25 protein-coding genes are annotated in these 22,298 nt (G+C 67.0%); 16 read left to right on the top strand and 9 right to left on the bottom strand.

Translation table 11 applies throughout. The features are described from left to right. Positions 1–85: 85 nt before the first annotated feature. On the bottom strand, positions 86–532 hold the full coding sequence (locus ACJ7C5_RS04065) for a copper chaperone PCu(A)C (protein ID WP_412703122.1): 447 nt from the start codon (positions 530–532) through the stop codon (positions 86–88). 34 nt (positions 533–566) lie between these two features. Between ACJ7C5_RS04065 and ACJ7C5_RS04070 the strand changes: the two genes are divergently transcribed. The 4 genes from ACJ7C5_RS04070 (at position 567) to ACJ7C5_RS04085 (ending at position 4,280) form a co-directional block, all read left to right on the top strand. Next, positions 567–1,343, top strand: coding sequence for an enoyl-CoA hydratase/isomerase family protein (locus ACJ7C5_RS04070; RefSeq protein WP_087921878.1), 777 nt, complete (start codon positions 567–569; stop codon positions 1,341–1,343). Positions 1,344–1,483: 140 nt separating this feature from the next. Further along, a complete protein-coding gene (gene tesB, locus ACJ7C5_RS04075; protein ID WP_008265305.1) occupies positions 1,484–2,392 on the top strand; it encodes an acyl-CoA thioesterase II in 909 nt (302 codons plus the stop codon). A gap of 4 nt (positions 2,393–2,396) precedes the next feature. Continuing rightward, positions 2,397–2,906, top strand: a complete 510-nt coding sequence (locus ACJ7C5_RS04080) for a hypothetical protein (RefSeq protein WP_412703123.1) — start codon at positions 2,397–2,399, stop codon at positions 2,904–2,906. 156 nt (positions 2,907–3,062) lie between these two features. Continuing rightward, positions 3,063–4,280: an RNA polymerase sigma factor gene (locus ACJ7C5_RS04085; protein WP_412703124.1), complete on the top strand. Its 1,218-nt coding sequence runs from the start codon at positions 3,063–3,065 to the stop codon at positions 4,278–4,280. 51 nt (positions 4,281–4,331) lie between these two features. Here the strand turns inward: ACJ7C5_RS04085 and ACJ7C5_RS04090 are convergent, their stop codons facing one another. Next, positions 4,332–4,892: an EF-hand domain-containing protein gene (locus ACJ7C5_RS04090; protein WP_014036369.1), complete on the bottom strand. Its 561-nt coding sequence runs from the start codon at positions 4,890–4,892 to the stop codon at positions 4,332–4,334. Between the two features lie 156 nt (positions 4,893–5,048). On the opposite strand from ACJ7C5_RS04090, the gene ACJ7C5_RS04095 reads away from it, so the two are divergent. Continuing rightward, on the top strand, positions 5,049–5,804 hold the full coding sequence (locus ACJ7C5_RS04095; protein WP_088025114.1) for an arginyltransferase: 756 nt from the start codon (positions 5,049–5,051) through the stop codon (positions 5,802–5,804). A 38-nt stretch (positions 5,805–5,842) separates the two neighbouring features. After that, positions 5,843–7,048 carry an endonuclease/exonuclease/phosphatase family protein gene (locus tag ACJ7C5_RS04100; protein WP_412703125.1) on the top strand — a complete coding sequence of 402 codons (1,206 nt, stop codon included), beginning with the start codon at positions 5,843–5,845 and terminating at the stop codon, positions 7,046–7,048. 97 nt (positions 7,049–7,145) lie between these two features. Here the strand turns inward: ACJ7C5_RS04100 and purT are convergent, their stop codons facing one another. Next, on the bottom strand, positions 7,146–8,333 hold the full coding sequence (gene purT, locus ACJ7C5_RS04105) for a formate-dependent phosphoribosylglycinamide formyltransferase (protein WP_412703126.1): 1,188 nt from the start codon (positions 8,331–8,333) through the stop codon (positions 7,146–7,148). 137 nt (positions 8,334–8,470) lie between these two features. On the opposite strand from purT, the gene ACJ7C5_RS04110 reads away from it, so the two are divergent. From ACJ7C5_RS04110 to ACJ7C5_RS04130, 5 genes are read left to right on the top strand one after another with little or no spacing between them, the layout of a single operon-like run. Continuing rightward, positions 8,471–9,352: an SPFH domain-containing protein gene (locus ACJ7C5_RS04110; protein WP_088025108.1), complete on the top strand. Its 882-nt coding sequence runs from the start codon at positions 8,471–8,473 to the stop codon at positions 9,350–9,352. A 45-nt stretch (positions 9,353–9,397) separates the two neighbouring features. After that, entirely contained in the window at positions 9,398–9,577 is a 180-nt protein-coding gene (locus ACJ7C5_RS04115; protein ID WP_005408543.1) for a type II toxin-antitoxin system antitoxin, read from the top strand. Beyond that, on the top strand, positions 9,574–9,753 hold the full coding sequence (locus ACJ7C5_RS04120; RefSeq protein ID WP_005408542.1) for a DUF4177 domain-containing protein: 180 nt from the start codon (positions 9,574–9,576) through the stop codon (positions 9,751–9,753). Before ACJ7C5_RS04115 ends, ACJ7C5_RS04120 begins: the two co-directional genes overlap by 4 nt. A gap of 3 nt (positions 9,754–9,756) precedes the next feature. Next, positions 9,757–10,350, top strand: a complete 594-nt coding sequence (locus ACJ7C5_RS04125; RefSeq protein ID WP_412703127.1) for a PH domain-containing protein — start codon at positions 9,757–9,759, stop codon at positions 10,348–10,350. Positions 10,351–10,359: 9 nt separating this feature from the next. Further along, the gene (locus ACJ7C5_RS04130; RefSeq protein ID WP_412703128.1) at positions 10,360–11,169 is read left to right on the top strand and encodes a M15 family metallopeptidase; all 810 of its coding nucleotides are present in this window, start codon (positions 10,360–10,362) and stop codon (positions 11,167–11,169) included. 496 nt (positions 11,170–11,665) lie between these two features. Here ACJ7C5_RS04130 and ACJ7C5_RS04135 read toward each other — a convergent pair whose 3' ends face one another. From ACJ7C5_RS04135 to ACJ7C5_RS04150, 4 genes are all read right to left on the bottom strand, one after another. Further along, positions 11,666–12,037, bottom strand: a complete 372-nt coding sequence (locus ACJ7C5_RS04135; RefSeq protein ID WP_049445939.1) for a DUF423 domain-containing protein — start codon at positions 12,035–12,037, stop codon at positions 11,666–11,668. A gap of 104 nt (positions 12,038–12,141) precedes the next feature. Continuing rightward, the gene (locus ACJ7C5_RS04140) at positions 12,142–13,215 is read right to left on the bottom strand and encodes a polyketide cyclase (protein WP_094002403.1); all 1,074 of its coding nucleotides are present in this window, start codon (positions 13,213–13,215) and stop codon (positions 12,142–12,144) included. Positions 13,216–13,448: 233 nt separating this feature from the next. Then, entirely contained in the window at positions 13,449–14,090 is a 642-nt protein-coding gene (locus ACJ7C5_RS04145; RefSeq protein ID WP_049445942.1) for a response regulator, read from the bottom strand. Beyond that, on the bottom strand, positions 14,090–15,286 hold the full coding sequence (locus ACJ7C5_RS04150) for a sensor histidine kinase (protein WP_049445944.1): 1,197 nt from the start codon (positions 15,284–15,286) through the stop codon (positions 14,090–14,092). The genes ACJ7C5_RS04145 and ACJ7C5_RS04150 overlap by 1 nt, the downstream gene beginning before the upstream one ends. A 150-nt stretch (positions 15,287–15,436) precedes the next feature. On the opposite strand from ACJ7C5_RS04150, the gene ACJ7C5_RS04155 reads away from it, so the two are divergent. Genes ACJ7C5_RS04155 through ACJ7C5_RS04175 form a run of 5 tightly spaced genes read left to right on the top strand, consistent with a single transcriptional unit; the run spans position 15,437 to position 18,458 of the window. Then, entirely contained in the window at positions 15,437–16,033 is a 597-nt protein-coding gene (locus ACJ7C5_RS04155) for a GNAT family N-acetyltransferase (protein WP_014036357.1), read from the top strand. Beyond that, positions 15,979–16,824 carry a septum site-determining protein MinC gene (gene minC / locus ACJ7C5_RS04160; RefSeq protein WP_125427817.1) on the top strand — a complete coding sequence of 282 codons (846 nt, stop codon included), beginning with the start codon at positions 15,979–15,981 and terminating at the stop codon, positions 16,822–16,824. The genes ACJ7C5_RS04155 and minC overlap by 55 nt, the downstream gene beginning before the upstream one ends. Positions 16,825–16,859: 35 nt before the next feature. Next, positions 16,860–17,669 (top strand): septum site-determining protein MinD, encoded by an 810-nt coding sequence (gene minD / locus ACJ7C5_RS04165; RefSeq protein WP_010483375.1) that lies wholly within the window; start codon positions 16,860–16,862, stop codon positions 17,667–17,669. Between the two features lie 2 nt (positions 17,670–17,671). After that, positions 17,672–17,932 (top strand): cell division topological specificity factor MinE, encoded by a 261-nt coding sequence (minE, locus tag ACJ7C5_RS04170; RefSeq protein ID WP_004148073.1) that lies wholly within the window; start codon positions 17,672–17,674, stop codon positions 17,930–17,932. Between the two features lie 46 nt (positions 17,933–17,978). After that, positions 17,979–18,458: a hypothetical protein gene (locus ACJ7C5_RS04175; protein WP_125427815.1), complete on the top strand. Its 480-nt coding sequence runs from the start codon at positions 17,979–17,981 to the stop codon at positions 18,456–18,458. A gap of 201 nt (positions 18,459–18,659) precedes the next feature. On the opposite strand, the gene ACJ7C5_RS04180 is transcribed toward ACJ7C5_RS04175, so the two are convergent. Together ACJ7C5_RS04180 and ACJ7C5_RS04185 are read right to left on the bottom strand one after the other, a co-directional pair. Further along, positions 18,660–19,916 (bottom strand): DUF819 family protein, encoded by a 1,257-nt coding sequence (locus ACJ7C5_RS04180; RefSeq protein ID WP_412703129.1) that lies wholly within the window; start codon positions 19,914–19,916, stop codon positions 18,660–18,662. A gap of 106 nt (positions 19,917–20,022) precedes the next feature. After that, the gene (locus ACJ7C5_RS04185) at positions 20,023–22,101 is read right to left on the bottom strand and encodes a prolyl oligopeptidase family serine peptidase (protein ID WP_412703130.1); all 2,079 of its coding nucleotides are present in this window, start codon (positions 22,099–22,101) and stop codon (positions 20,023–20,025) included. Positions 22,102–22,298: the final 197 nt, after the last annotated feature.

Here is a 22,298-nt window from a genome sequence, read left to right on the forward strand (position 1 = left end):
GCGTTGAAAAACCCCCGGGGGGGTGGCGCGGCCGGGGGGGGTTTGGGGGGGGGGGGGGGGCCGCGCGCCGGCCACTACCCGATCGTCATTTGGCGGCCTTACGCACGGTCAACGTCGCACTCGCTTCGCCGCCGCCTTCCAGCTGCAGCCGCAGCGGCAGCGCCTGGCCGTCCTTCAACGCGCCCTTGCCCTGCATCAGCATCAGGTGCAGGCCACCGGGCTTGAGTTCTGCGCGCGCGCCCGGTGCCAGCGGCAGGCGCTCGACCGCACGCATACGGCTGACCCCATCGACAATCGTGGTTTCGTGCAGCGACACATCGTTGAAGCTGCTGCTGGTCGCGCCGGTGATCGCCACCGCCTTGCTGCAGCCGTTGTGGATCACGCCATAGCCGGCGGTCATCGGCATCGCCGGATTCGGTGGCAACCGCGCCCAGCCCTGCTCCACCGTGACGCAGGCCGGTTCGGCCGCCGAAGCCGATGCTGCGGCCGCACACAGAACCCACAGTACGCCAACGAATGGTTTGGTTATCATCGTCCAGGTTCCTTCTTCGCAACGAGACCGCAGCATGACGACGCTCATCGAGGTGATCAACCATGGCCCCATCCGCGAACTGCGCCTGGCGCGGCCGCCGGTCAACGCACTGGACACCGAACTGTGCCGGCAGTTGATCCATGCCATCGAGCTGGCCATGGCCGAAGACGCGCACGGCATCGTGCTGTCGGGCAGCGAGCGCATCTTCACCGGTGGCATGGACGTGCCGCACCTGCTCTCGCATGGTGATGACAAGCACAAGTTGTTGGACACCTGGAACGCCTTCTTTGGCGCCGTGCGCACGCTGGCCGAGAGCCGCATCCCGGTGGTCGCGGCGATCACCGGCCACGCACCGGCGGGCGGCTGCGTGCTGGCCCTGTGCTGCGACTACCGGGTGATGGCGCGCAGCGCCGATCCGTCGCGGCCGTATGCCATCGGCCTGAACGAAGTGCAGGTGGGCCTGATCGCGCCGGAGGGCATCCAACGCCTGCTGCGCCGTGCGGTGGGCGTGCACCGCGCCGGCGTCCTGCTGACCACCGGTTCGCTGGTGCCGGCCGAACAGGCCGTGCAGATCGGCCTGGTCGATGAACTGGCCGAGGGCGACCTGGTGGTGGCACGTGCGGTGGCCTGGCTGCAGAACCTGCTCAAGCAGCCACGCCAGCCGATGCTGCTGACCCGCGCGATTGCCCGCGCGGACCTGCACGTGGCGCTGCAGCCGGACCTGATCCAGCTCGACCGCTTCGTCGAGGCCTGGTTTGCGCCGGATGCGCAGAACGCCCTGCAGGCACTGGTGGCGCGCCTCGGCAAGTAAACGGTAGTGCCGGCCGCTGGCCGGCATCCGCAGGCACCCCAGGAGGATCATGAGATTGCCGGCCAGCGGCCGGCACTACCGATGATGGGCCCGGCTGCACCGGTATAATCAGGCCCACTTTCACTGCTGTGGCCGCCCCCTTGAACGACACGCCCGAACCCGTCGTCTCCGAGCTGATCGACCTGCTCACGCTGGAGCGGCTGGAGGACAACCTGTTCCGCGGGCAGAGCCGCGACATCGGCACCAAGTACGTGTTTGGCGGGCAGGTGCTGGGGCAGGCGCTGGCCGCAGCCCAGGCCACGGTCGACAACGGCCGCCACGTGCACTCGCTGCATGCTTACTTCCTGCGCGCCGGCAACATCGACCACCCGATCGTCTACGACGTGGACCGCACCCGCGATGGCGGCAGCTTCTCGGTGCGCCGGGTCACTGCGATCCAGCACGGCAAGGTGATCTTCTTCTGCGCGGCCTCGTTCCAGCAGGCCGAGACCGGCGCCGAGCACCAGCACAAGATGCCCGAAGTGCCGCAGCCGGAAGACATCGAACCGAACCGTCCGCTGCCGGCCGAAGTGTTGGAGCGGCTGCCGATCAAGGTGCAGCGCTGGCTGTCGCGCGGCGGCCCGTTCGAGTTCCGCCACGTCTACCCGCGTGACGAACTCAACCCGCCCAAGCGCCCGCCCTACCACCAGGTGTGGCTGCGCCTGAGCGAGCCGGTCGGCGATGCCCCGGAGCTGCACCAGGCGCTGCTGGCCTACGCCTCCGACTTCCACCTGCTGGGCACGGCGACGTTCCCGCACGGCATCAGCTACTACCACCCGCACGTGCAGATGGCCTCGCTCGACCACGCGATCTGGTTCCACCGCCCGTTCCGCGCCGACGACTGGCTGCTGTACTCGCTGGACAGCCCCAGCGCGCAGGATTCGCGCGGCCTGGCTCGCGGCCAGTTCTTCACCCGCAACGGCGTACTGGTGGCCAGCACCGCGCAGGAAGGCCTGATCCGCGTGGTTCCCGACCAGGCAGCGGCCGCCGCCGTACCGGCCAAGGATTGATCCAATGCGCCAGATCTTCAGCAGCCAGCGCGTGGAAACCGTCGAAGGCGTGGCCGAGCTCCTGCGCGAGCATGGCATCGACGTCAAGGTGACCAATGGACGCTCGTACAAGACCCGTCGCCGTGGCCAGTTCAGCTATACCGACCTGGGCAACGCCAACGCCTACCCAGCGGTGTGGATCGTGCGCGCCGACGACCAGCCGCGCGCGCGCGAAATCCTGCGTGAGGCGCGCCTGCTCGACACCACCCGCCGCGACCATCCGACCGCCGAATTCGCCTTCCGCGACGCGCCGGAACAGGGCAGCGGTGGCCGCAGCTGGGCCTGGCGCATCCGCATCGCCCTGCTGGTGGTGATCGCCGGCGTGGCGCTGGTGATCGGCCTGCGCCATCGCGGCACCCCGGCGCCGGTCGCACCGACCCCTGCCCCGCAGGCGCAGCCGCAGCAGACGCAACCGGCTCCGCAGGCCACACCGGAAGAGGAAGAAGTCCGGGTCCGCATCCAGCCCGCGAAATGACGCGCGGGTAGTGCCCGCCGCTGGCCGGCATCCTCATGAGGCCCGTCCGGCGGGCTGCGGTTGCCGGCCAGCGGCCGGCACTACCGCACACAAAGCCGGTCACATTGGCTGCGCAGCTCCGTCATGGGACACAATCCCAGCAGGAGAGCCGCCGCCATGACGACGTTCGCCGCATCGATCGACCAGACCCTGGAACGCGAACTGCCCGCCGCCGCCAGCGGTTGCCAGCACGCCTACGGCCGCATCGTGCTGGCCTGCCAGAACACGGTCACCGCCATCGCCCTGGCCATCACCCGCGACCGCCAGGCCAGCGAGGACATCGCCCAGGAGGCTTTCGTGAAGGGCTGGCAGCAGCTGCACCAGCTGCGCAGCGCGACCAGCTTCCTGCCCTGGCTGCGGCAGATCACCCGCAACCTGGCCCGCGACTGGCTGCGCGCGCAGCGCGGCCGGCCACTGACCGGCGAAGCGGCCGAGGTGGCGATGGGTATGGCCGCCGACCCGGCCCCGGGCGCGGCCGACCGCCTGCAGCGGGTGGAGGAAGAGATCGCCGCCGAGGACATCATTTCCGCGTTGCCGGCCGACAGCCGCGAAGTGCTGTTGCTGTACTACCGCGAAGGCCAGCGCTCGCAGCAGGTGGCCGACCTGCTGGGGCTCAGTGACGCCGCCGTGCGCAAGCGCCTGTCGCGTGCCCGCGCCCTGGTGCGCGACGGCCTGCTGCAGCGCTTCGGCGAGTTCGCACGCAGCAGCGCACCGAGCGCGGCATTCGCCACTGCCGTGGTGTCGATGGTGCTGGTGGCTGCGCCCGGCACGGCCAGTGCTGCGGTGCTGCTCGGCACCGGTGTCGGCATCGGCGGCAGCAAGCTTGGCCTCGGCGGTGCCAGCGCTGCGGGCGGCACCGCGATGGGCTCGCTGACTGCCACGCTGGGCCAGCTGCACGTGCTGCCGGCCGAAAGCTGGGGGGCGGTGATCGGCGGCGTGGTCGGTGGTGCGATCGGCAGCTACCTGGGTGGACGCTTCCTGATGTCGTACACCGAAACGGCATCCGAGCGCGCCGATGTGCGCCGGTTCCTCTATCTCAACATCATCACCGGCATGTTCTGGTGCCTGGCGATCCTGCTGGCTGTGATGCTGCAGGCGCCGGTCTGGGCGCAGCTGACGGTGCTGGCGGTCGGGCTGGGCGTGGTCAACTACCAGTGCCTGGTGCCGCTGCAGCGGGTAATGGCGCCGATGATCGCGCGTGATTCGGCGCGGCGCGGCCGCAGCGGGACCAACTGGAAATACGAGTCCATGTATGGCCGCACCGGCATCATCGCCATGAACCTGATGGTCATCGCGCTGGTGGTGTACTCACTGATGCGCAGCGGCCGCCTGTAACGGACAACGCCGGCAGTGCGCCGGCGTTGTCATCATTCACTGCGTTGAACCTCAGCGCTGCGGCTTCGGCGCCGCGCCATCGCGCGGACCGCCGTGGCGCGGGCCGCCGTGCATCGGGCCCTTGGCCGCATCGAACTCGGCCTTGCTCAGCTGGCCGTCCTTGTTGGTGTCGGCGGCAGCGAACCAGGCGTCACGACGCTGCTTCATGCGCAGCTCGCGGTCGGCCTTGTCCAGGTAGCCGTCCTTGTTGAGATCAAGCTGGTCGAAGCGCGCGGCCAGACGCGGGTCGGCCTTGGCTTCCTCGCGGCTGATGCGGCCGTCCTTGTTGACGTCGAGCTTGGCCCAGCGCTCACCACCGTGGCCACGGCGGCCATGCTGCCAGCGCGGCAGCTCATCGCGCGAGAGCTTGCCGTCCTTGTTCTTGTCCAGCTCGTCGAACTTCGCGGCCAGGCGCGGGTTGGCAGCGGCCTCGCTGCGGTCGATCACGCCGTCGCCGTTGGTGTCCAGCTTGGCCGGGCGCTGCGCCGGCGTAGTCGGGGTGTCGGCCGCGAGCGCGATACCGGAAGCGGAGGTGCCGAGCAGCAGGGCCAGCAGCAGGGGGGTACGGATCATGGGGTCACTCCTGGGGATGGGAATTGCGTCGGGGCGATCACTTCACCCTCGGGAGACAACAACGCCCGGGCGCGACATCGGTTGACGCCGCTGCCGGTTCCATTCATCCGGCGGACAGTCGCCGCCACTGCGACAGCCTGGGGCTATGCTGTGCCTATGGCGATACACGGCGACCGAGACGACGAACTGCGACTTTTCCAGACCGGCGAGCACCCCTGCGGGTACTGGTCGGACCGGGTGGCGCGCGACCTGGTGCTGGATCCGCACGATCGCCGCCTCGGTGGCCTGTACCCGCTGGCACTGAGCTGGGGCTTCCGGCGCAGTGGCGACCTGGTCTACCGGCCGCACTGCGCGCACTGCCAGGCCTGCGTGGCGGTGCGCATCCCGGTGGCCCGCTTCGCCCCAGACCGCAGCCAGCGCCGCTGTGCCACCCGCAATGACGACCTGGAGGTGCGGATCACCGCCGCCACCGCCCGCGATGACCTGTTCGCGCTGTACCACCGCTACCTCACCCACCGCCACGCCAATGGCGGCATGGACGACCACGGCCCGCACGAGTTCGAGCAGTTCCTGATCGGCAGCTGGTCACACACTCGCTTCATGGAGATGCGCCTGCCCGGCCACGATGGCCAGCCCAGCCAACTGCTGGGGGTGGCGGTGACCGACGTCACCGAGCACGGCCTGTCGGCGGTCTACACCTTCTTCGACCCGGACCACGCCGCGCGCGGGTTGGGCACCTTCGCGATCCTGCAGCAGATTGAATGGGCGCGTCGCGAGGGCCTGCCACACGTGTATCTGGGCTACTGGATCCGCGGCCACCAGAAGATGGACTACAAGCGCCGCTTCCATCCGCTGGAAGCCTACGACGGCCGCCGCTGGCACGATTTCGACAACGATCTGGACGGACGCTGACAAACCGCTGACACCGGGCCGGGTGCACAATACGGCCCATGAACGCCAAACCCCTGATCCTCGCCCTGGCCCTGCTCTGCGGCGCCACCGCCCCCGCCTTCGCCACGTCCCCCGCGATGACCGAAAAGCCGTCCGGCGCGCTGCGCCTGGCCACCTACAACACCTCGCTGTACTCCGATGACGCCGGTGGCCTGATCAAGGAACTGGAAGGCGACAGCGAGCACGCACGCAAGATCGCCGCGGTGCTGCAACAGGTGCGCCCCGACCTGGTGCTGCTGAACGAATTCGACTTCGACGATGCGCATCGCGCCGCCGACCTGTTCCAGAAGCGCTACCTGGACGTCGCCCAGCCCGGTGGCGGCAAGCCGCTGCACTTCGCCTACCGCTACCTGGCGCCGGTCAATACCGGCGTGCCCAGCGGCCTGGACCTGGACAACAACGGCGTGGTCGGCGGCGAAGGCCGCAGCCGCGGCAACGATGCCTGGGGCTACGGCCTGCATCCGGGCCAGTACGGCATGCTGGTGCTGTCGCGCTATCCGATCGATGAAGCCAAGGTGCGCAGCTTCCAGCTGCTGAAGTGGAGCGCGATGCCGGGCGCGATCCGTCCGGTTGACCCGCGCACCGGCAAGAGCTTCTACAACGACCATGTGTGGTCGCAGCTGCGGCTGTCGTCGAAGTCGCATTGGGACGTGCCGGTGAAGACCCCGGCCGGCGTGGTCCACGCGCTGGTCTCGCACCCGACTCCGCCGGTGTTCGACGGCCCGGAAAAGCGCAACGCCGCGCGCAACCACGACGAACTGCGCCTGTGGCAGGAATACCTGTCCAAGGGTGACAAGCCGTGGCTGTGCGACGACAAGGGCCAGTGCGGCGGCCTGGCGCAGGACGCGCGCTTCGTGATCCTCGGCGACCTCAACAACGACCCGGTCGACGGCGATGGCCGCCATGAGGCGATCGTCGAACTGATCGAGAACGCCCGTGTGCTGCGCTACCCCACCCCGCGCAGCATCGGTGGCGAGCAGACCAGCCTGGCCTACGCGGCCAAGGGCATCGAGCGCAAGGGCGCACCGTTCCATGCCACCGGCGATTTCGGCCCGAAGTCCGGCACCATGCGCCTGGACTACGTGCTGCCTTCGACCGGTTTCGAGTACGTCGGCAGCGGCATCTTCTGGCCGGCCAATGAAAGCCCGGAAGCGAAGATCGCCGACGGCAGCGACCACCATCTGGTTTGGGTGGATGTGCGGTAGAGTCGACTGTTAGTCGACTGCATGGAAAAACGTACCGACCAACGGTCGGTACCCACCGGAATGCGGTAGGCGACGACCGTTGGTCGTCGCTGCTTTTTCAGGGGCGCAGTTCGACGCCGATCGCTTCGGCGGCATCACGCGCGATGGCACGCGCCTCGTCGATGGTTTCAGCGCGCGCCAGGGTCACGCCGACGCGGCGGTGACCATGCACGCTAGGCTTGCCGAACAGGCGCACGGCGGTGTCCGGCACCTGCAGTGCGGCGGCGACGTTGTTGAAGTACGGCACGCCCTCGCCATGCGCCAGCAGCGCGCATGAGGCCGACGGTCCGCTCTGGCGGATCACCGGAATCGGCAGGCCAAGGATGGCGCGCGCATGCAGGGCGAACTCGCTCAGCTCCTGCGAAACAAGCGTCACCAGGCCGGTGTCGTGCGGGCGCGGTGACACTTCGCTGAACCACACTTCGTCGCCCTTCACGAACAGCTCGACGCCGAACAGGCCCCAGCCACCGAGGTCATCGGTGATCGCACGCGAGATCTCTTCGGCACGCGCCAGCGCCTTGCTCGACATCGGCTGCGGCTGCCAGCTTTCGCGGTAATCGCCGTCCTTCTGCAGATGGCCGATCGGCGCGCAGAACGAGGTGCCGCCGGCATGGCGCACGGTCAGCAGGGTGATCTCGTAATCGAAATCGATGAAGCCTTCGACGATGCAGCGACCGGCACCGGCGCGGCCGCCGGTCTGCGCGTAGTCCCACGCCGGGGCGATGTCCGCCTCGCTGCGCAGGGTGCTCTGGCCCTTGCCCGAGGACGACATCACCGGCTTGACCACGCACGGCAGGCCGATGGCGGCCACGGCAGCACGGTATTCGGCTTCGGTATCGACGAAGCGGTACGGCGAGGTCGGCAGGCCCAGGGTCTCGGCGGCCAGGCGGCGGATGCCCTCGCGATCCATGGTCAGGCGGGCGGCGCGCGCGGTCGGGATCACCCGCAGGCCCTGCTCCTGCTCCAGCTGGACCAGGGTCTCGGTATGGATGGCCTCGATCTCCGGCACCACCAGGTGCGGCTGCTCCTGGTCGATCAGCGCGCGCAGGGCCATCGCATCCAGCATGTCGATCACATGCGAGCGGTGCGCGACCTGCATGGCCGGGGCATCGGCATAGCGGTCGGCGGCGATCACTTCCACGCCCAGCCGCTGCAGCTCGATGGCCACCTCCTTGCCGAGTTCGCCCGAGCCCAGCAGCAGCACGCGGGTGGCGGAGGGGGACAACGGAGTTCCAAGCTTGGCCATGGCGGTTCCAGCAGCGATGTGAAGGCGGGTGGGCATTCTAGCTGGCCGCGCGCCCTGGCCATGGCATCCGACGAACGGTCGTCCGTATGTGATATCACTTTGATATCTTCATTTCGAACCCTCAAGGACGTACCGCCATGAAAGAGAAGTCGCTGTCTTCCCTCAACGGCCTCGGCACGCTGGCCGGCGCCCTGCTCGTCGCCCTCGCCGGCGCCGCCCTGTTCGTACTGGGCGTGGCAGCCAAGGCCAGCACCGGCTCGCCCAATCTGCTGCTGATGCTGCTGGGCGTGCTGCTGGTGGCCGCAGGCATCTTCGTGCTGGCCGGCCTGTACACCATCCAGCCCAACCAGGCGGCGGTGCTGAGCCTGTTCGGCAAATACGTGGGCACGGTGAAGGACAACGGCCTGCGCTGGAACAACCCCTTCTACGCCAAGCGCCGGGTCAGCCAGCGCGTGCGCAACTTCGAGAGCGGCAAGCTGAAGGTCAACGAGCTGGACGGCAGCCCGATCGAGATCGCCGCGGTGATCGTCTGGCAGGTGGTCGATGCCTCCGAGGCGGTCTACAACGTGGACGACTACGAGAGCTTCGTGCACATCCAGTCCGAATCGGCGTTGCGCGCGATGGCCACCAGCTATCCGTACGACCAGCATGAGGATGGCCAGCTGGCCCTGCGCAGCCATGCCAGCGAGATCTCCCAGCACCTGAAGAACGAGTTGGCCGAGCGCCTGGCCGATGCAGGCGTGCAGGTGATCGACGCGCGCATCAGCCACCTCGCCTACGCCGCCGAGATCGCCCAGGCGATGCTGCAGCGCCAGCAGGCCAACGCAGTGATCGCCGCACGCACGCGCATCGTTGCCGGTGCGGTGGGCATGGTTGAAATGGCCCTGGCCGAACTGCAGAAGAACGGCGTGGTGCAGCTGGACGAGGAACGCAAGGCGCACATGGTCAGCAACCTGCTGACCGTGCTGTGCTCGGACCGCGGCACCCAGCCGATCGTCAATGCCGGTTCGCTGTACTGAACCACCCTCGCAACGGGGCGCCCCACCGCCCCGCCAGGAGTTTTCATGAGTGAGAAGAAAGCCTATCCGCTGCGCATCAATGCCGAGGTCCTGGCCGCGGCACAGCGCTGGGCTGACGATGAGCTGCGCAGCCTCAACGCGCAGATCGAATACGTGCTGCGCGACGCCCTGCGCAAGGCAGGACGCCTGCCGAAACCCACGCCATCGCCGGAGGACAAGGAATGAGCAAGCGCTGGAGCTACCAGACGATCGAGGTCAAGACATCCATGATGGGCGTGCTGAAGCCTGAGGATGTCCAGGCCGAACTCAGCCGCCAGGGCCAACTGGGCTGGGAGCTGGTCAACATCATCATCCCGGCGCCGATGCGCCCGGCGATGCTGGTGTTCAAGAAGGAGGCCTGAGCCGTGGGCGGCAGTGACCCGAAACCGTTCGACGTGGCCGAGAGTTCGCCGTTACGCGTGCTGTGGGTCGTGCTGCCATTGCTGGCAGCCTTCGTCGCTTGCCTGTATGCACAACTGTACAAGGCGCCTGCCACGGCACCCTGGATCGAAGTAACGCTGTCGCCGCCCTGGTTCCGGATGGGCGGCAGTGCGGCATGGAGCCTGCTGGTGATCGCCCTGCTCGGCATCGGACTGGGCACAGCCTTCTTCCGCCGCCGGGTGGAACTGGCCGGCGATGTGCTGGACGTACGCTCGACGATGTACCGACGACGCGTGCCGGTCGCACAGCTGCGGCTGGACCAGGCCGAGGTGGTCGACCTGCAGCGTGACCCCCGCTATGGCATCCGCTTCAAGACCAACGGCTATGCGATGCCGGGTTTCTATTCCGGCCACTTCCGCCTGCAGGGCGGCGGCAAGGGTTTCGCGCTGGTCACCGACCGCACGCGCGTTCTCGCCCTGCCGGTCAGCGATGGCAGCACGCTGCTGCTCAGCCTGGACCGGCCGCAGTCGCTGCTCGATGCACTACGCAACGTGGCCGCGCCGGCACCACGGCGGTAAGCTGAGGCGATGCAACGACGCCTGCCCCTGCTGATCAATACCGAGGCCATCGAACTGTGGCCTGCCCACCTGCTGCGCGCACGCAGCAACCTCGACGCACGCCTGTTGGCACGGGCGCAATGGGTGCTGCGACGCAAGCGCGATGGCCGCTATCTGGCGGCCGTACTGCCGCACGGCGTGCATTCGATGGTGCCGCGCCTGCCGCGAGAGCCCGGGGTCGAGGACGCACTGACACTGCTCGACGCCACGGCGGCGCGCCCGGTTGGCGCTGCGCTGGAAGAACAATGGCTTCCGCTGGCCGGGCTGCAGCAGCGCCTGCAGCAGCTCGGCCTGGACCCGCAGCGCTACGCCGACGACAGCGGCCTGCCGCTGGAGCCCGAACCGTGCCTGCTGCATTTTGCCGGCCGCGACCGCTTCGCCCGGCCGCTATGGCTGCGCCGTGGCGCCGCGCAGGGCTGGCGACGGATGCGACTGCACGCGGCACGGGATGGCATTGCGTTGGACGCCATCTCCGGCTTCCGCAGCCATGCCTACCAGCTGGGCATCTTTGAACGGAAACTGGCGCGCGGCCTGAGCGTGGCGGAGATCCTGAAGGTCAATGCCGCCCCGGGTTTCAGCGAACACCACAGCGGCCATGCGCTGGACATTGGCACCCCCGGCGATGCTCCCGCCGAAGAGACCTTCGAAGCCACCGACGCGTTCGCGTGGCTGCAGGCACATGCGGGCGGGCATGGCTTCCAGCTGAGCTACCCGCGCGACAATCCGCACGGCATCGTCTACGAACCCTGGCACTGGTGCTGGAAACCGGCCAACGGCTGAGCCCCTCGTGGCGAAAGCAATGCGAAATTCATGGAGCTGTCCGGGCGGGTAGGCTGGGCAGGGGACGCCGTGAATCCGTCCCTGGAGGCTTAGCCGCGCCATCCATGGCGCGGATACCCCTGCCCAGCCTACCCGCCCGGCCTCTGACAGTTTCCGTGTGCGTCCGCCACGGAATGGAACAAGAGAGCAAAGACAAAAGCGGGTCGCTTCGCTCGAAGCCTCTACAACGAATCAGCGTGCAGCTGTTGGGTCCGCCTTCAAGCGAGCCGAGCACCGCAGGTCCGGCGAGGGCGAAGAGGTGCGGGTGTCTGAGCGCAGCGAGTTCCCGCACCGTCCCTCGGCGGACCGAGGAGCACAGGGTACCGATGCGCAGCATCGGCTCGCGGCCGGCGGCGCGTTTCTTTTGGTTACTTTTCTTTTCGCGCGAAAAGAAAAGTAACGCCCCTGAACGCTGCAGATCGCATCAGCATGGATTGAAGCGACAATGTCGACTCAGTTACCGCCTCAACGCATTGATCGCCAGCAACACCCATCCGGCCATCATGCTGGTGCCGCCGATCGGCGCCATCCGCGTCGGCCACTGCCACAGCGCGCCGCCCACCAGGCTGCCGGAGAACAACAGCACGCCCAGCAGCAGCACATACAGCGCCAGATGCGCGATCGCGCCCTGCGCGCGCGGGCCAAGCGCTACCAGCACCGCACCGTGTGCGAACGCGTACAGCGCCGCCATGTTCAGATGCTGCTGCGCCAGCGGGTCGGTCACACCGTGCGAGGCGTAGGCAGACAGGCCGATCGAGGCAGCGGCCAGCAATGCTCCCAGGCAGGCCAGCAGCGAAGGCTTACGTGCGCGACGTTCCAGATTGAACATGTGGGCTCCTTGCGCAGCGCCCCTTGCCGGGCGCCAGATCAAAAAAAACGCGCCGCAATGAGCGGCGCGTTTTCGTGTCCAACACTACATGGGTCAGCCGAGACTTACTTGACGGCCCAGTAGATGTCGTAGGTACCTTCCGGGGTGAACGACTTGTCGATGCCGTCCTTCCAGGATTCGTACGGACGGTCGATGACTTCGTTGCCCGAGGTCACGGCCCAGGCGCGCAGGCCGTTGCGGGCCACGTCCAGACCCGCCATGTGGCCGGTGTAGGCCGCATGTGCCGAACGGTGCGGAGCCACGTGCACGTACTTGACCGGAGCGCCGCCGTCGATCTTGACGGTCAGCTCTTCAGCGGTGGCACCTTCAGCACCCTTCTTCTTCACCGGCTGGGCGATGTCGAAGGCGTACTTCTCCTGACCGAAGTCGGTGGTGACGATGCGGAACGGACCGGCGGCTTCAAGGCCATTGGCCTCCATCACGCGCTTGATCCACTCCTGGTTGTCCTTGATCGACTTGGTGATCGTGTCCTGACCGCGGTCCACGTTACCGGCGTTGACGACCAGCAGGTCTTCAGCCGGCACATCGACGATGGCCAGGTCGGTCAGCGGGGCTTCCGGGGTGCGGTAGTCAACGTTGGGGACGCTGGCCAGCATGTTGGCCATACGCGACAGACCCATCTTGATGTCGTCGCCGATCTGGCGGCTGACATACAGGCCGGCGTAACGGCCGAACAGGTCGAAGCCGTACTTCACCGAGTAGTCCTGGGTGATCTTGACGTTGCGGCCACCCTTGCCGGTCGGCTCCAGGGTGAAGGTGCTGATCTTGTCGTGACCCTTGGTGGCGTCTTCGATGGCGATGGCAACACGCTTGTTCTCTTCGGCTTCGGTGATCTTCCAGGAACCGGTGCCCAGGTCCTTGGAAGTGAAGTCGAGGGTGGCACCGACGCCGGAGGCCGGGCCGGACAGCTTCAGTTCAACGGCGGGATCGCGCAGTACCAGCGGGTTCCAGTCCTTGAAGCGGCGCAGGCTGCTGACCGTGTCGTACACGATCGTCATCTTGCGGTTGGTCTCGATGCTTTCGGTGATGTGACGCTCGCCCGGCAGACATACGCCAATGATGACGAACAGGCCAGCCACGATCCCCAAGGCGATCAGGAACTCGATAATACGGGTCATTCAGAGAGTCTCCGGGGCCGATCCCACGGCCGGGTTGATTGAAGCGAAGCGCCAATCCTAGCAGGCTTCGCGGGCATTGTTTATCGGGATTGGCGCACCGGTTTCCCTGCCGGCTGCGTATTTGTATGGACAAAGAATTCGAAGGGTAACGCATACGGCTACCGGCCAGTAGGGGGCAACCTTGGCCGCAACCCCTGACCCTCACTCAAGCCTTTGTACCAGAACGATTTTCCTCAGACCAGCTGGAGTTCGAACGCCTTCAGTACGGCGCGCGTACGGTCGCGCACACCCAGCTTGGAGAGAATGTTGGACACGTGGTTCTTGATGGTCCCTTCGGCTACACCCAGCGAATTGGCGATCTCCTTGTTGGAGAAGCCACTGGCCATCAGCCGCAGGATCTCGGTCTCACGGTCGGTCAGCGGGTCCGGACGGTCCAGGCTGACGAACTCGTTGCGCATGTGCTCCAGGCCGGACAGCAGGCGCTGGGTCACGGCCGGCTGCACCAATGAGCCGCCGTCGGCCACGGTGCGGATGGCTCCGACCAGCTGCGCCAGGGTCACGTCCTTGAGCAGATAGCCCTTGGCACCGGCCTTGAGCCCGGCCAGCACCAGCTGGTCGTCATCAAAGGTGGTGAGGATGATGGTCGGCGGCAGCTGCTCCTGGCGCGACAGCATCTGCAGCGCCTCCAGGCCGGACATCACCGGCATGCGCATGTCCATCAGGACCACGTCGGGACGCACCTGCGGTATCAGCTCGACCGCCTGCCGGCCATCGCCGGCCTCGGCCACCACCTCGATACCGTCGTCGAGCGCCAGCAGGGAGCGGATTCCCTGCCGCACCAGGGTTTGGTCGTCGACCAGGCAGACGCGAATCATCAACGCACTCCTTCAGGAACCTTGGTAAGGGCGGCCACCAGCACCGTTGCCGGCACCGTCGCCCGCAGCCGGAAGCCTTCGCCGGGTCGGGTCTCGATCTGCAGCTGGCCACCACATTGTTGCAGGCGCTCGCGCATGCCGCGCAAGCCATTACCCACATTGACCATATCCGCGCCGACGCCGTCGTCGCGGGCCTCGACCACCACCCGGTCGGGGGCTTCACGGTACACCTTGATCCACAGGTGGCGCGCACCGGCGTGGCGTACCGCGTTGGTGATGATTTCCTGGGTGCAGCGCAGCAGCACGTGGGCCCGCTGCGGATCCTCCACGTTCAGCGGGTCCTCGATCTCCAGCTGGATGTCCAGCGAGGGCACGTTCTCGGTCAGCGGGCGCAGGGCCGCGGCCAGATCGATGGCGCCAGTCTCGCGCAGCTGGCTGACGACCTCGCGCACATTGCCCAGCAGCAGCTTGGCCAACGCGTGGGATCGCTTCACATGCTCCAGCGCCTGGCCCTCGGCCAGGTGCCCGGCCACTTCCAGGTTCAGGGTCAGCGCGGTCAGCTGGTGGCCCAGCAGATCATGCAGCTCACGCGAGATGCGGGTGCGCTCGTTGACCCGGGCGCTCTCGGCCAGCAGGGCGCGGGTGGCGCGCAGTTCCGAATTGAGCCGGCGCTGCTCATCGCGCGCCTCGGTCTGCTGGCGGGCGACCAGGCTGGTCACGAAGATGAACATGGAGAAGCCGCCATACAGCAGCGACTGCATCACCGCTTCGAACAGCGGGAAGCGCAGCAGCATGTAATAGACCGGCGCCACCGCCAGCTGGCTGACCAGCAGCCACAGCACGCCCAGCCGTACCGACAGCATCCACGGGATGACCCCGGCGGCCACCATCATCAGGATGCTGCCCAGGCCCGAGCCGCTCAGGAAACTCACCCCCAGCGCCGAAATCGTCAGCAGCAGCAACAGGCCACGGTCCAGCCAGCTGGTGTGGCTGTCGCTGCGCAGGATGCGGGTCAGCCAGTAATAGGCGGTGCCGAAGGACAGGTAGGCGACGAACAGCAGGATCGCCCAGCCGCCCATGTCGTTGCGGCTGTGCAGGTTCTCGAACTGCGAGTATGCCAACGGCAGGCCAACCATGACCCAGGTGAACAGGCCGGCCAGGCGGAGGACGCGGGTATGGCTGAGGACTCCCAACATGCCAGCACTCTACGGGCCGCGCCTGCGTACCGCACCCCACGGAAGTCATGCCTGCCCGGTCGCCTGTTCATGCCGCAGCCCACCCCGGGCATGCAATAATCGTGCGCAGGGTCCCTTGATGGACCAACCGCGTTACCCCACGGAGTCACAATGTCGATTGTCATCCGCGACGTGCGCGAGCACGAGCTCGATTCCGTCCTGGCTTTGAACAACAACGCTGGCCTGGCCATCCTTCCCCTGGATGCGGCCCGCCTGCGCCTGTTCTACGAAACCGCTGAGTATTTCCGCGTCGCCGAGCGCGACGGCAACCTGGCCGGATTCCTGATCGGCTTCGGCAGCGACAGCCAGCACGACAGCAGCAATTTCGCCTGGTTCAAGCAGCAGCTGGACACCCCATTCTTCTATATCGACCGCATCGTGGTCGCCAGTCGCCGTCGTGGCGGTGGCGTCGGCCGTGCGTTCTATGCCGACGCGCAGAGCTTTGCCGAGCTGCGCTACCCGCAGATGACCTGCGAGGTCTTCCTCGACCATGGCGCCGATGCCGCCCTGCTCTTCCACGGCAGCTTCGGCTTCCGCGAGCTGGGCCAGAACACCATGCCGCAGGTCGATGTGCGCGCCAGCATGCTGGCCAAGGAACTGTGCAGCTACCCATGGGTCCAGGAGACCTACGGCGACAAGCTGCCGGATGTGGCATGGACACGCGCCCGGCAGCTGCCGGCGCAGGCACAGCGGCCGACGGGGACCTGAGCGTGGCGGTGAATTTCGATTACGAACAGGCCGGTGAACTGAAGATCGGCCAGGTGGGCATCGCCAACCTGCGCATCCGTACCCTTGATGTCGAACGCCTCGTGCAGGAAATGCGCGAGCGCGTGACCCGCGCACCGAAGCTGTTCGGCCGCGCTGCGGTGATCCTCGACTTCGGCGGCCTGAGCCAGGTGCCGGACGTGGCCACCGCGCAGGCGCTGGTTGATGGCCTGCGCAGCGCCGGCGTGCTGCCGGTGGCACTGGCCTACGGCACCAGCGCGGTCGACCTGCTCTCGCAGCAGCTTGGCCTGCCGCTGCTGGCCAAGTTCCGCGCGCAGTACGAGCGTGCCGAGGCTGAGCCGGCCCCGCCGCCGCCCGCACCGGAGCCGCGCCGCGCGGTGCGTGCCGAGCCGAAGCCAGCGCCCGCCACGCCGGTGGCCAAGGTGGCCGACGCCGCCGCACCGCAGCCGGGCCGCATGCAGCTGGGCAACGTGCGTTCGGGCCAGCAGCTGTACGCTGAAAACTGCGACCTGACCGTGATGGCTACTGTCGGCGCCGGCGCCGAGGTCATCGCCGATGGCAGCATCCATATCTACGGCACCCTGCGCGGCCGCGCGCTGGCAGGGGCCCAGGGCAACACCGCGGCACGTATTTTCTGCCGTGATTTCCATGCGGAACTGGTCGCCATTGCAGGCCACTACAAGGTACTGGACGATGTCCCGGACAACCTGCGCGGCAAGGCCGTGCAGGTATGGCTGGAACAGGACCAGATCAAGATCGCTGCGCTGGACTGACGCAGCACCCAAACAGAATCATCAGGAGAAGTCCTTTGGCTGAAATCATCGTAGTCACCTCCGGCAAGGGCGGCGTCGGCAAGACCACTTCCAGCGCGAGCCTGGCCTGCGGCCTGGCACGGCGCGGCAAGAAGGTGGCGGTGATCGACTTCGACGTCGGCCTGCGCAACCTCGATCTGATCATGGGCTGCGAACGCCGCGTGGTGTACGACTTCGTCAACGTCGTGCACGGCGAAGCGACCCTCAAGCAGGCCCTGATCAAGGACAAGCGCTTCGAGAACCTTTACGTGCTGGCCGCCTCGCAGACCCGCGACAAGGACGCACTGACCCAGGAAGGCGTGGGCAAGGTCCTGAAGGACCTGGCCGCCGACGGCTTTGATTACATCATCTGCGACTCCCCGGCCGGCATCGAGAAGGGTGCCTTCCTGGCGATGTACTTCGCTGACCGCGCCGTGGTGGTGGTGAACCCGGAAGTGTCGTCGGTGCGCGACTCGGACCGCATCATCGGCCTGCTCGATTCGAAGACCCACAAGGCCGAGTCCGGCCAGGACGTGCCGGCCTTCCTGCTGCTGACCCGCTACACCCCGCTGCGCGTGGAAAGCGGTGAGATGCTCAGCATCGCCGACGTCGAGGAAGTGCTCGGCCTGAAGGCGATCGGCGTGATCCCCGAGTCCGGTGACGTGCTCAACGCCTCCAACAAGGGCGAGCCGGTCATCCTGGATGTCGAGTCCGCTGCCGGCCAGGCCTACGACGACGCCGTCGCGCGCATCCTCGGCGAAGAACGCCCGATGCGCTTCACCAACGTCGAGAAGAAGGGCTTCTTCAGCAAGCTGTTCGGAGGGTAAGCATGGGCCTGTTTGATTTCCTCAAAGCGAAGAAGACCACCGCCGAAACCGCCAAGAACCGCCTGCAGATCATCATCGCGCAGGAACGCAGCAACCGCGGCGGCCCCGATTACCTGCCGCTGTTGCAGCGCGAACTGCTGGAAGTGATCAAGAAGTACGTGAACATCGACGTCGATGCAGTGAAGGTCGACCTGGTGAAGGATGGCCAGCACGATGTTCTGGACATCTCCGTGGCGCTGCCTGAAGGCCCGGACAAACCCTGATCCCCCGCCCCGCCCCTGCCTGCATGGGCGGGGCAGCGTGACCCGCATGACCGATACGACAACCGCCGTGGACATCACCTGCGTGGGCGACATCGCCTTCGCCGATGCGCAGTGCCTGCTCGCCGCACATGGCCTGCAGCTGCACCACGTAGCCGCCGGTGAACCGATTCCCGGCAGCTACTGGGGCGAACCCGAGGCCGGCATCATCGCCAGCAACGTGTACGTGCGCGATGACACGCCTGTGCACTCGATGCTGCACGAAGCCTGCCATCTGATCGTGCTGCCGCCGGAGCGGCGTGCGCAGGTGCATACCGACGCCACCGACTCGGTGGCCGAGGAAGATGCCACCTGCTACCTGCAGATCGTGCTGGCCGGGCAGCTGCCTGGTGTTGGCAGCGCGCGGTTGATGGCCGACATGGATGCCTGGGGGTATACGTATCGGCTGGGGTCTACGAAAGCGTGGTTCGAGCAGGATGCCGAAGACGCGAAGGCGTGGTTGATCGAGCGCGGGTTGCCGGTGGCGTAAAGCCGCGGGCGCGGTTGGCCACGGGCGCGTGGCGACGCGCCGGACCTTGCGGCGCCCCTCTTTTCACTCGGCGCGGTTCGAACAGGACGCCGAAGACGCGAAGGCGTGGTTGATCGAACGCGGATTGCCGGTGGCGTGATCCACCGTGAACCGGGGTCAGATCCCTTTTGCTGCGCAAAAGGGATCTGACCCCAATACCCATCAGCCCTGCCCGGCCAGCGCGCGCAGGGTGATGCCAACGATATAGGCCAGGTAGGTGCCGGTGGCATAGCCCATCGTGCCCAGCAGCACGCCCACCGGCGCCAGGGCCGGATGGAACGCGGCCGCCACCACTGGTGCCGAGGCCGGGCCACCGATGTTCGACTGCGAACCGATGGCGAAATAGAAGAACGGCACCTTCAGCAACTTGCCCAGGCACCACAGCAGCACGATGTGCACGCTGATCCAGATGATGCCAAGCAGGAACAGCCATGGGCGATCCAGCAACGCCAGCAGATCCATCTGCATGCCGATGCAGGCAATCAGGAAGTACAGCAGCAGCGAACCCAGCCGCGACGCACCCGCCCCTTCCAGCGTGCGTGCACGGGTGAAGCTCAGGCTCAGGCCCAGCGTGGTCGACAGCACCACCACCCACACGAACGGCGCATCCAGGCTGAACTGCGAGGCCCAGCTGACATTGGCCTTGAACCATGCCGCCAGCGGCGCACCGATCGCGTGCGACAGACCCACGCCGCCGAAGGCCACCGCCACGATCAGCATCAGGTCGGTGAGGCTGGGAATGCGCTCGTGCTCGGCCTGGAATCGCGCGATGCGCTCCTTCAGCTCATCGATGGCCGAAGTGTCGGCGCCGCTGCGTGCATCGATCTTCGCTGCGCGCCCGGCCAGGAAGATCAGTGCCGCCATCCACACATAACCCACACCGACATCGACCACCGCGAACTGACCGAAGGTGGTGGCGTTGACGTCGAATACTTCGCGCATCGCCAGCATGTTGGCACCGCCGCCGATCCAGCTGCCTGCCAGTGCGGCCATGCCGGCCCAGGTGTCACCGGCCACGGTTTCCGGATGCACGGCGCGCATCAGCAGGAACGCCACCACCGCGCCGAGCATGATGCTGGCCGAAGCGCCCAGATACATCAGCACCAGCTTTGGGCCGAGCCGCAGGATGCCCTTGATGTCCACTGCCAGGGTCAGCAGGATCAGCGCCGCCGGCAGCAGGATGTCGCGCGCGATCGGGTTGTAGAGTTTGGTGTTCTGTCCGTCGATGAGGCCGACGGTGTTGTAGATGCCGGGAATCAGGTAGCACAGCAGCAGTGCCGGCACGAACGTGTAGAAGCGCTTCCACAGGCCCTGCTCGCGCGAGGCGGTCCAGAACACGGCGCCAAGCGTGGCGGCGATCAAACCGAAGACGACGATGTCGTTCTGGATCATGCAGGCGCTCTTGTAGAGCCGAGCCATGCTCGGCTGCTGTTGGCAGACGGTGTGCCGACCAACGGTCGGCACCCACAGGTGAAGCAGACCGCAGAAGCAAAAGCGCCGCCTCGAAGGGCGGCGCCGGTAGCGCTTATTGGCCGATGTGCTGCTTCAGCCAGGCGTTGACGGTGTCATGCCACAGGATGCTGTTGTTCGGCTTCAGCACCCAGTGGTTTTCATCCGGGAAGTACAGGAACTTCGATTCGATGCCCTGGCGCTGGGCAGCGGTGAACGCGGCCAGGCCCTGCTCGACCGGGATGCGGAAGTCCTGCTGGCCATGGATGACCAGGATCGGCTTCTTCCAGTCGGCCACGTGGTTGACCGGGTTGAACTTCTCGTAGTTCGCGGCCTTCTCGTACGGCGTGCCGCCCTGCTCCCACTCGGTGAACCACAGTTCTTCGGTGGCGTAACCCATCATGCGCTGGTCGAACACGCCGTCGTGGTTGACCAGGCACTTGAACGGGCCGTTCCAGTTGCCGGCGATCCAGTTGACCATGAAGCCGCCGTAGCTGGCGCCCAGCGCACAGGCCTTGTCACCGTTGAGGAAGGAATACTTCTTCAGCGCCGCGTCCCAGCCCTTCTGCAGGTCTTCCAGCGGGCGGTCGCCCCAGTGCTGGCTGATCGCATCGGTGAAGGCCTGGCCATAGCCGGTGGAGCCGTGGAAGTCGATCATCACCACGGCGTAGCCCTGGCCCGCATAGGTCTGCGGGTTCCAGCGATAGCTCCAGCCGTTGCCGAAGCTGCCCTGCGGGCCGCCGTGGATCAGGAACGCGACCGGGTACGACTTGCCTTCCTGGTAGTTGTGCGGCTTGACCACGTAGCCATGCACTGTGTCGTTGTTCCAGCCCTTGAACTCGAACTGTTCGTAGTCGCCGAAGCTGACGTCCTTGAGCACGTCGCCGGCGGCCGGCGTCAGTGCGCGCAGCTCGCCGATGGCTTCGCCGGCGGCCGGCAGCAGGCCAACCAGCACCTGGTCGTTGCTCTGCAGGCTGTTGCGGGTGATCGCCACGCTGTTGCCGGCCACGTCCACCGAGGTCACGCTGCCGTCGCCGATCAGCTTGGTGGCCTTGCCACTGGCCACGTCGATCTGGAACAGCGGGTGCTCGCCGAGGTCATCGGCAGTGGTGTAGATGCTGGCGCCGTCGGCGGACAGGGTGATGCCGCCAGCCGAGCGATCCCACTGCGGTGCGATCTCACGGCTCTTGCCGCTGGCCAGGTCCATCGCCATCAGGCCGAAGCGGTCGGCCTCGAAGCCCGGGCGCTTCATCGCACGGTAGAACAGGGTCTTGCCGTCGGCACTGAACACCGGGCCGGCATCCCAGGCCGGATTGGAGGCTGTCAGGTTGACCGGCGCCTGCTTGCCGGCGGCGTCGAAGCGGTACAGGTCGAAGTTGGTCGACCACGGCTCCTGCTTGCCGGCCACGCGGATGCTGGCCACCACGCTGGCGCCATCCGGCGACCACGCGAAATCGTCATTACCACCGAACGGCTTGGACGGTGCATCGCCGTCGATGGTCGCGCTCAGCGCCGAGGCGCCCTTGACCGCGCCGGCCTTGCCGGTCGGCAGCGGTGCCACGAACAGGGTGTTGCGGCGGCCGTCGTTCCAGGTATCCCAGTGGCGCACGAACAGCGAATCGAAGACCTTGCCACTGGCCTTGGCGCCGGCGACGTCCTTGAGCTTCTTCTCGGTGCAGGTCAGGTCCGAGGCACAGGCCTGGAACACGCCTGCGCTGAACAGCACACGGTCGTCCTGCGGCGACACGTGGTAGCTGTCCACGTCCACCGGGAAGTCGGTCAGCTGACGCGGGGCGCCGCCGCTGACCGGCTGCGCGTACAACTGCTGACTGCCGTTCTTGGCGCTGAGGAAGTACACGGTCTGGCCATCGGCCGACAGCGAAGCAGAATTGACGTTCCAGCCGGCCGGGGTGATCTGCTTCGGCGGTGCCGCATCGCGGGTACGCAGGTTGCGCGCGAACAGCGCGGTGGAGGCCTTCAGGTTGGCGTCCACGCTGCGCTTGGCGAACACCACGGTGCTGCCGTCAGCGGTCAATACCGGTGCGGAGACGCGATCCATGGCCACCATGTCGCGGACTTCCAGGCCACGGGCAGCAGCAACGCTGGGCAGGGCGGCCAGCAGGCTCAATGGCAGCAGGGCATGACGCAGTTTCATCGGGGTCTCCGCAGGACGGCAAAAAACCGATGGTAGGCCCGTGCGGGCGGGGCTGCCAAGGCCATCGGTCATGGCCGTGATCGAGCAGCCGCCAGAAAAGGCAAACCGCGCCGTAGCGCGGTTTGCGGTAGTGGGGGGGGGGGGGGGGCGGGGACCGCGGGCGGGTGCGCAGCGGGCCCCCCCACCCCGGCGGAGGC

The sequence above is a fragment of the Nocardiopsis yanglingensis genome (genome assembly GCF_045809185.1).
Taxonomy (GTDB): domain Bacteria; phylum Pseudomonadota; class Gammaproteobacteria; order Xanthomonadales; family Xanthomonadaceae; genus Stenotrophomonas; species Stenotrophomonas yanglingensis.

What these genes read in the sequence shown, in the direction of transcription:
- ACJ7C5_RS04065 (WP_412703122.1), bottom strand. Translation starts at nt 532, where the DNA reads ATGATAACCAAACCATTCGTTGGCGTACTGTGGGTTCTGTGTGCGGCC.
- ACJ7C5_RS04070 (WP_087921878.1), top strand. Translation starts at nt 567, where the DNA reads ATGACGACGCTCATCGAGGTGATCAACCATGGCCCCATCCGCGAACTG.
- ACJ7C5_RS04080 (WP_412703123.1), top strand. Translation starts at nt 2,397, where the DNA reads ATGCGCCAGATCTTCAGCAGCCAGCGCGTGGAAACCGTCGAAGGCGTG.
- ACJ7C5_RS04085 (WP_412703124.1), top strand. Translation starts at nt 3,063, where the DNA reads ATGACGACGTTCGCCGCATCGATCGACCAGACCCTGGAACGCGAACTG.
- ACJ7C5_RS04090 (WP_014036369.1), bottom strand. Translation starts at nt 4,892, where the DNA reads ATGATCCGTACCCCCCTGCTGCTGGCCCTGCTGCTCGGCACCTCCGCT.
- ACJ7C5_RS04095 (WP_088025114.1), top strand. Translation starts at nt 5,049, where the DNA reads ATGGCGATACACGGCGACCGAGACGACGAACTGCGACTTTTCCAGACC.
- ACJ7C5_RS04100 (WP_412703125.1), top strand. Translation starts at nt 5,843, where the DNA reads ATGAACGCCAAACCCCTGATCCTCGCCCTGGCCCTGCTCTGCGGCGCC.
- purT (WP_412703126.1), bottom strand. Translation starts at nt 8,333, where the DNA reads ATGGCCAAGCTTGGAACTCCGTTGTCCCCCTCCGCCACCCGCGTGCTG.
- ACJ7C5_RS04110 (WP_088025108.1), top strand. Translation starts at nt 8,471, where the DNA reads ATGAAAGAGAAGTCGCTGTCTTCCCTCAACGGCCTCGGCACGCTGGCC.
- ACJ7C5_RS04115 (WP_005408543.1), top strand. Translation starts at nt 9,398, where the DNA reads ATGAGTGAGAAGAAAGCCTATCCGCTGCGCATCAATGCCGAGGTCCTG.
- ACJ7C5_RS04120 (WP_005408542.1), top strand. Translation starts at nt 9,574, where the DNA reads ATGAGCAAGCGCTGGAGCTACCAGACGATCGAGGTCAAGACATCCATG.
- ACJ7C5_RS04130 (WP_412703128.1), top strand. Translation starts at nt 10,360, where the DNA reads ATGCAACGACGCCTGCCCCTGCTGATCAATACCGAGGCCATCGAACTG.
- ACJ7C5_RS04135 (WP_049445939.1), bottom strand. Translation starts at nt 12,037, where the DNA reads ATGTTCAATCTGGAACGTCGCGCACGTAAGCCTTCGCTGCTGGCCTGC.
- ACJ7C5_RS04140 (WP_094002403.1), bottom strand. Translation starts at nt 13,215, where the DNA reads ATGACCCGTATTATCGAGTTCCTGATCGCCTTGGGGATCGTGGCTGGC.
- ACJ7C5_RS04145 (WP_049445942.1), bottom strand. Translation starts at nt 14,090, where the DNA reads ATGATTCGCGTCTGCCTGGTCGACGACCAAACCCTGGTGCGGCAGGGA.
- ACJ7C5_RS04150 (WP_049445944.1), bottom strand. Translation starts at nt 15,286, where the DNA reads ATGTTGGGAGTCCTCAGCCATACCCGCGTCCTCCGCCTGGCCGGCCTG.
- ACJ7C5_RS04155 (WP_014036357.1), top strand. Translation starts at nt 15,437, where the DNA reads ATGTCGATTGTCATCCGCGACGTGCGCGAGCACGAGCTCGATTCCGTC.
- minC (WP_125427817.1), top strand. Translation starts at nt 15,979, where the DNA reads ATGGACACGCGCCCGGCAGCTGCCGGCGCAGGCACAGCGGCCGACGGG.
- minE (WP_004148073.1), top strand. Translation starts at nt 17,672, where the DNA reads ATGGGCCTGTTTGATTTCCTCAAAGCGAAGAAGACCACCGCCGAAACC.
- ACJ7C5_RS04175 (WP_125427815.1), top strand. Translation starts at nt 17,979, where the DNA reads ATGACCGATACGACAACCGCCGTGGACATCACCTGCGTGGGCGACATC.
- ACJ7C5_RS04180 (WP_412703129.1), bottom strand. Translation starts at nt 19,916, where the DNA reads ATGGCTCGGCTCTACAAGAGCGCCTGCATGATCCAGAACGACATCGTC.
- ACJ7C5_RS04185 (WP_412703130.1), bottom strand. Translation starts at nt 22,101, where the DNA reads ATGAAACTGCGTCATGCCCTGCTGCCATTGAGCCTGCTGGCCGCCCTG.